Source organism: Pseudomonas sp. PB105 (assembly GCF_009764655.1).
Taxonomy (GTDB): Bacteria; Pseudomonadota; Gammaproteobacteria; order Pseudomonadales; family Pseudomonadaceae; genus Aquipseudomonas; species Aquipseudomonas cyclaminis.
The window spans coordinates 22585-29061 of sequence record NZ_RWIO01000057.1; the positions used below are offsets into that span (position 1 = coordinate 22585).

Sequence of the window (6477 nt, forward strand, 5' to 3'; positions counted from 1 at the left end):
ACAGGCACCAGGAGCGCCCCTCATGAGCAGCACATCTTCCGGCCAAAACGCCGGGCAATTGGAAACACGCGGCATCGAGCCCGTCCCCGAAGGCGAGTGCAATGGCCATCCGCTGCAACTGTTCTGGGTGTGGTTCGCCGCCAACATCAGCATCCTCGGCTTGCCGCTGGGCGCGACGCTGGTGGCGTTCCGGGGGCTGGCGATCTGGCAGGCAATCATCGTGGCGATCCTTGGCGCTGCTGGCTCCTTTGCGGTGGTGGGCATCATCTCCATCGCCGGTCGTCGTGGCCGTGCGCCGAGCCTGACCCTGTCCCGCGCCATCTTCGGCGTGCGCGGCAATATCGGCCCGACGCTGGTGTCACTGATGTCGCGCCTGGGCTGGGAAACCGTCAACACCACCACCGCCGCCTTTGTGCTGCTGTCGTTGTGTTCGATTCTGTTCGGCTCGCCAGTCGAGGCCAAAAGCGCGCCGGTGCTGACCTTGATCTTTATCGCCATCTTCGTGCTGCTGACCCTGTCCGTTTCCGGCCTGGGCCACGCCACCTTGCTGGTGATCCAGAAGTGGGCCACCTATGTGTTCGGCGCCTTGAACATCCTGGTCGGCGGTTTCCTGTGCGCCACCATCGACTGGAGCGCCGTGTTCAACGCCACGCCGGCACCGCTGAGCGCAATGATCATCGGCGTCGGCACCATGGCCGCCGGCACCGGTATCGGTTGGGCCAACGCCGGTGCCGACATGTCGCGCTACCAGCACCGCAGCGTCAAGGCCGTGCGCCTGGTGGCATCCGCCGCGTTTGGTGCGGGGATTCCACTGGTGCTGCTGATCACCCTCGGTGGCCTGCTGTCGGTGGGCAACAATGACCTGGCTTCGGCCACCGACCCGATCATTGCGATCCGCGACATGCTGCCCACCTGGATGGCTGTGCCGTACCTGATCACCGCGTTCGGTGGGTTACTGCTGTCGAATAACCTGTCGGTGTACTCGGCCGGTCTCACCACCTTGACCCTCGGTTTGAAGGTCAAGCGCGTACACGCGGTGATCGTCGACATCGTGGCGATCTTCGCTGGCTCGATCTACTTCATGCTGATCGCCGACAGTTTCTACGGCCCGTTCATCACCTTCATTTCGTTGCTGGCGGTGCCGATCACCGCATGGGTCGGGATCTTTGTGGTCGACCTGATCCACCGTCACTACTACAGCCCCAAGGATCTGCTCGACGTGAGCCCAAGCAGCGCCTACTGGTACCGCGGTGGTGTGGAATGGCGTGCGTTTGGCGCCTGGGCCGTGGCGATTGTTCTGGGTTTCAGCTTCACCACCATTGGCACCACCGCCGAGAACATCTGGTTCGCCGGGCCGTTGTCCGACTCCTGGTTGGGCCACAACGGCCTGGGCTGGATCGTCACCTTCCTGGTGGCCGGCGGGATTTATGCCGTACTGGGCGGCGCGGCTGATCGTCGCCCGGCGTTAGTCGAGAGCCCCAATGTCTAGATTGCTGCACACCGGCCAGGTCATCGTCGATCTGGTCATGGCCCTCGATACCTTGCCCGCCAGCGGCGGCGACGTGCTGGCGCGATCGGCCAGTTTCGAAGCCGGCGGCGGCTTTAATGTGATGGCGGCGGCGCGACGCAACGGGTTGCCGGTGGTTTACCTGGGCCGCCACGGCGATGGCCGTTTTGGCGACCTGGCCCGCGCGGCGATGCAGGCCGAAGGCGTGGAAATGGCTCAGGCGGCGAGTGAGGGCAAGGACACCGGGTTGTGTGTCTCGCTGACCGAAGCCACTACCGAGCGCACCTTTATCTCCCATATCGGCGTTGAGGGCGACTTGAGTGCTGAGGATTTGGCTCGCGTTGTGCCGCAAGCCGACGACTATGTTTACGTCAGCGGGTACAGCCTGTTGCTGGAGGGCAAGGCCCAGGCCTTGCTCGACTGGTTGCTGGGTTTGCCGCGTGAGATCACCGTGGTATTCGACCCGGGCCCGTTGGTCAAGGCGCCGGATTCAGCGCTGATGGCCGCCTTGTTGCCACGCATCGATATCTGGACCAGCAATGGCCCGGAAGCCTTGGCATTTACCGGTGCGAAAACACTGGCGGACGCACTGCTCGACCTCAATCGGCATCTGCCTAATAAGGAGGCGCTGCTGGTAGTGCGTGATGGGCCGAACGGGTGTTGGGTCAGCCGCGCCGGGCGCGCCGAGCATGTGCCGGGTTTCAAGGTGAAGGCGGTGGACAGCAATGGGGCGGGTGACGCACACGCAGGGGTGTTTATTGCCGGGTTGGCTGCGGGTTTGAAACCTGCTGAGGCGGCGCGCAGGGCGAATGCGGCAGCGGCGCTGGCAGTGACACAGTGGGGCCCTGCAACCTCGCCGGGCACCGAAGAGGTTGACGCCTTGCTCACCCAATAAACGCAGATCAAAAATGTGGGAGGGAGCTTTCCCCCTCCTACATTGGGTTTGCGTGAAGGCTACTGAAGGGCGTCCAACTTACGCGCTTCATCTACCCCGGACGCCGTCAGCTTGATCGGCAGATTCAGTGAATATTCACCGGCATCGTCGGTGGTCACATGCCCATCCTTGATCAGCCCGCGGTCCTGCAGAAATGCCAACACACTGGCCACCTCTTTTTCGCCGCGGTAATTATCCAGCACCTCCTTGCCCAAACCTTGCGGGTGGGCGTGCAGCAGGCGGGTGAGGACTTCTTTTTCAAGGTTTCTATCGACGTTCATGCGTACCTCTTCACGGGGAAATGATCGGGTGTTCGTCTAACGGTCGAGGGCTTAGGGCGCAGGTTGTTTTGGCGCGCCCGGCAGGTTCGAGTCGTCGCCTTTGTTGATCTTCGGCTCATTGACCGACGGGCCCATCTTGCCGTTGCCGACTGCGGCGGGAGCCTGGCGCTCGGTGTCATGCCCCTTGGTGTGCGGGTCGGCGCCGTTGGTGTTATCGATGATGGCGCCGCCATTGGTATCCAGGCCGGTGCCCATGGATTTCTGCGACTCGGTGGTGGCGTCCGGCGTCGGATCGGTCGGGCCGGTGGTCGAGCTGGCAGCGATGGCGCTCAGCGAGGCAGCGGACAGCAGGCCGGTGAGGGCGAAGGCAGCAAACTTTGAAGGCTTCATGAGGATATCTCCGTAGAATTAATGTCCTTACCCTCTATTGGTCAGCCGCCATTTGTTGAAGGTGCCTGGATGGCGACGAACGGTATCAGCCTACCTGTAAGATTTTGTGTGACGTTGCCCGACGCCAAATCAGACGCGCCACGCTGATCAACCAATTGCCCAAGGCCACGGCCAGCACGCTGAGCATCAGCGCCGGCAGACCGAAATCGACGATGATCCAGCCCGCCAGCCAGGGAAACCCGAAGACCCCGACAAAATACGCCAGGCTGAACAACAGCAGCGCCTGGGACGTGGTGCCGGTTGGCGCCTCATTGGCCACCAAGCCGTTGATGACCGAATACGTCAGGCCGTATCCGACCCCCAGCGTCACGGCAGCCAACAGGTAACTCGCGTTGCCGCTGACGCCAAAGGCGAACAGCAGAATCGACCCCAGCATCACCCCGGACAGCACGCAGGCGGCCACATAGGCATCACGCTTGACCACATAGCCGGCGATCAACAGGCGGCTGCTGATCGCCGCACTGACAAAACCGGCAAAGAACAGCGAATAATCCAGGCCGTGGGCCGCCGCGTAGCTGGTCTGGAAGGAAGACAACCCACCAAACACGCAACCGCCGAGCCCGACCATGACGATGGCAAACACTGCCCGTGAAGACAGCACGCGACGGCAGGCGCCCCAGGAAATTTTCGACACCGGCGCCGTGGCATGACGCTTGAGTGCCGAGCCCAGCAACCAGAACATCCCCACCCCGACCAGGCTGGCCAATGCGGCAATGTAGAAGGCGCTTGTCAGAGGCAGCCCCAGTGCATTCGCGGCCCGGCCCAGCAGAGGGCCAGAACCGATGCCGCTCATCATGCTGCCCGACAACAGTGCGAAATATTTGGCGCGCTGCCGGGGCTCCACCAACATGGTCACGATGATTGGCCCTAACGTGTAGAACACCCCCCAACCCAAGCCCAGGGACAATCCGAACAGCATCAATCCTTCACCAAACCCCGGCATCAACGCAAAGCCCAGGCACGCCACCACCAGCAACACGCCCATCCCGGCAATGGCCCGCGCCGCGCCCAAGGCATCCGCCAAGTGCCCGGAAAGCAGCACTGCGATGAAGGTGCTGAGCATCGCCGTGGAAATCACACTGCCGGCATCGTGTTCATTGCCACCGCGTGTATGAATCAGCAGCGACAACAAAAACGTCGAGCCGTAAGACAGCGACAACAGGAAACTGGCGAGGCAAAACAGGGCGAACAGTTGGGTGCTCACCGGGGACGTGGACTGCATTGGGGCCGCCTGGAGGTGGTTGGAGTAGTGGCCACTGTTTATCACGCACCTTGAGCGGGTTTGTTCTGTAGTTGCTGGTGCTTGCATCGGTGCCGGCCGGAGTAACGGCGCGGCGCATGAAAATGCGCTGCAATCCGTCATCAAAGCGCCTTAGTATGTCGGCTTTGAAATTGCCCAAGGCGTGCCCATGACCATCGAGATTCGCCCCGCCGTGCCCAGCGATGCTGCGCAGATCCTGACGTTCATCACCGAACTCGCCGAGTACGAGAAAGCCCGGCATGAAGTGATCGCCAGCGTGGTGGATATCGAGCGTAGCCTGTTCAGCGAGGGTGCCACCGCCCATGGCCTGATTTGCCTGCGCGATGGCCTGCCGATTGGTTTTGCGGTGTTCTTCTTCAGCTATTCCACCTGGCTGGGCAGCAACTGCCTGTACCTGGAAGACCTTTACATCAACCCCGAGCAACGCGGTGGCGGGGCGGGCAAGAAGCTGCTGCGCCACTTGGCCAAGATCGCGTTTGATAACGGCTGCGGGCGCTTTGAGTGGAGCGTGCTGGACTGGAACGAGCCGGCGATTGCTTTCTACAAATCCATCGGCGCCCAGCCACAGGAAGAGTGGGTGCGCTATCGCATGGAAGGTGACGCATTGCGCGATTTTGCCCTCGGCTGAGGGTCATCCCGTCTCAAAAAAACCGGCTAATCCAAGGCCGGTTTTTTTATGGGTTAGCTCACAATATGGGATGCAAATTTATATATTGAGATGTTTCAAGATCTGGGTTTATAGTCGGCGGCATCAGCACTCACTACCAAAAATAAAACAGGTGAAGCGATGCAGGCACAACCATTGTCACTCCCCGCCGTGCCCGAGCCCACTTACGGCGAGCGGCTCAAAGGCAAGGTGGTGATCATCACCGGCGCCGCCCAAGGCATTGGCGAGGCAATCGTCGCGTGCTTTCAGGCCCAGCAGGCGCGCTTGGTCATCGCCGATATCCAGGGCGAAAAAGTCGAGAAGGTGGCTGCCCATTGGCGCGAACGCGGCGCTGAAATTGTCGCGCAAGCCGTCGACATCACTTCAAAAGAGCAATGGCAGGCGCTGGTCAATGTGGCCATCGAGCGCTTCGGCCGCGTGGATGTGTTGGTCAACTGCGCGGGCGTCAACGTGTTCCGTGACCCCCTGGAAATGACCGACGAAGACTGGCGCCGCTGCTTCGCCATCGACCTCGACGGCGCCTGGTTTGGCTGCCGTACGGTGCTGCCGCACATGATCGAGCAGGGTATTGGCAATATCATCAACATCGCCTCCACCCATTCCAGCCACATTATTCCCGGTTGTTTCCCGTACCCGGTGGCCAAACATGGCCTGCTGGGCCTTACCCGCGCCCTCGGCATCGAGTACGCGCCCAAAGGCATTCGCGTCAATGCCATCGCGCCGGGCTACATCGAAACCCAACTCAACGTCGACTACTGGAACGGTTTCCCCGACCCTCATGCCGAGCGCCAGCGTGCCTTTGACCTGCACCCGCCCAAACGCATCGGCCAGCCGGTCGAGGTGGCGATGACGGCGTTGTTCCTGGCCACCGACGAGGCGCCCTTTATCAATGCCACCTGCCTGATGATCGATGGCGGGCGGTCTGTGATGTATCACGACTAGAACTTGTAATGCTCAATAACAACAAGAGGTGGTCCATGTTCAAGAAAGCAGTTGGCACTCTGGCACTCGCCCTGGCATTCAGCGGGGCGGTATCGGCCGAAGAAGTAAAGATCGGCTTCCTGGTCAAACAAGCCGAAGAACCCTGGTTCCAGACCGAATGGGCCTTCGCCGAAAAAGCCGGTAAGGACCACGGTTTTACCGTGATCAAGATCGCCGTGCCCGATGGCGAAAAAACCCTCTCTGCCATCGACAGCCTGGCCGCCAACGGCGCCAAGGGCTTTGTGATCTGCCCGCCGGACGTGTCGCTTGGCCCGGCCATCGTGGCCAAGGCCAAGCTCAATGGCTTGAAAGTCATGGCCGTGGATGACCGCTTTGTCGACGCCAAGGGCAATTTCATGGAGGACGTGCCGTACCTGGGCATGGCCGCGTTTGAAG

8 protein-coding genes are annotated in these 6477 nt (G+C 61.3%); 5 read left to right on the forward strand and 3 right to left on the reverse strand.

Features of this window, described 5'->3' with window-relative positions; genetic code table 11:
• Positions 1–22 precede the first annotated feature (22 nt).
• Together EJD88_RS15065 and EJD88_RS15070 are read left to right on the forward strand one after the other, a co-directional pair.
• Positions 23–1489: a cytosine permease gene (locus tag EJD88_RS15065; RefSeq protein WP_099587160.1), complete on the forward strand. Its 1467-nt coding sequence runs from the start codon at positions 23–25 to the stop codon at positions 1487–1489.
• Positions 1482–2402 carry a PfkB family carbohydrate kinase gene (locus EJD88_RS15070; RefSeq protein ID WP_158878373.1) on the forward strand — a complete coding sequence of 307 codons (921 nt, stop codon included), beginning with the start codon at positions 1482–1484 and terminating at the stop codon, positions 2400–2402. The genes EJD88_RS15065 and EJD88_RS15070 overlap by 8 nt, the downstream gene beginning before the upstream one ends.
• 59 nt (positions 2403–2461) lie before the next feature.
• Here EJD88_RS15070 and EJD88_RS15075 read toward each other — a convergent pair whose 3' ends face one another.
• From EJD88_RS15075 to EJD88_RS15085, 3 genes are all read right to left on the reverse strand, one after another.
• Complete coding sequence (locus EJD88_RS15075) at positions 2462–2722, reverse strand: hypothetical protein (RefSeq protein ID WP_112196493.1); 261 nt, start codon at positions 2720–2722, stop codon at positions 2462–2464.
• A gap of 51 nt (positions 2723–2773) precedes the next feature.
• Positions 2774–3112: a hypothetical protein gene (locus EJD88_RS15080; RefSeq protein WP_099587157.1), complete on the reverse strand. Its 339-nt coding sequence runs from the start codon at positions 3110–3112 to the stop codon at positions 2774–2776.
• Positions 3113–3197: 85 nt separating this feature from the next.
• Positions 3198–4394: an MFS transporter gene (locus EJD88_RS15085; RefSeq protein WP_158878374.1), complete on the reverse strand. Its 1197-nt coding sequence runs from the start codon at positions 4392–4394 to the stop codon at positions 3198–3200.
• Between the two features lie 187 nt (positions 4395–4581).
• Here EJD88_RS15085 and EJD88_RS15090 point away from each other — a divergent pair, with 187 nt between their 5' ends.
• From EJD88_RS15090 to EJD88_RS15100, 3 genes are all read left to right on the forward strand, one after another.
• Complete coding sequence (locus EJD88_RS15090) at positions 4582–5061, forward strand: GNAT family N-acetyltransferase (protein ID WP_010208407.1); 480 nt, start codon at positions 4582–4584, stop codon at positions 5059–5061.
• A gap of 159 nt (positions 5062–5220) precedes the next feature.
• Complete coding sequence (locus EJD88_RS15095) at positions 5221–6042, forward strand: SDR family oxidoreductase (RefSeq protein ID WP_099587155.1); 822 nt, start codon at positions 5221–5223, stop codon at positions 6040–6042.
• A gap of 35 nt (positions 6043–6077) precedes the next feature.
• On the forward strand, positions 6078–6477 hold a 400-nt coding region (locus tag EJD88_RS15100), incomplete at its 3' end, for a substrate-binding domain-containing protein (RefSeq protein WP_160384990.1).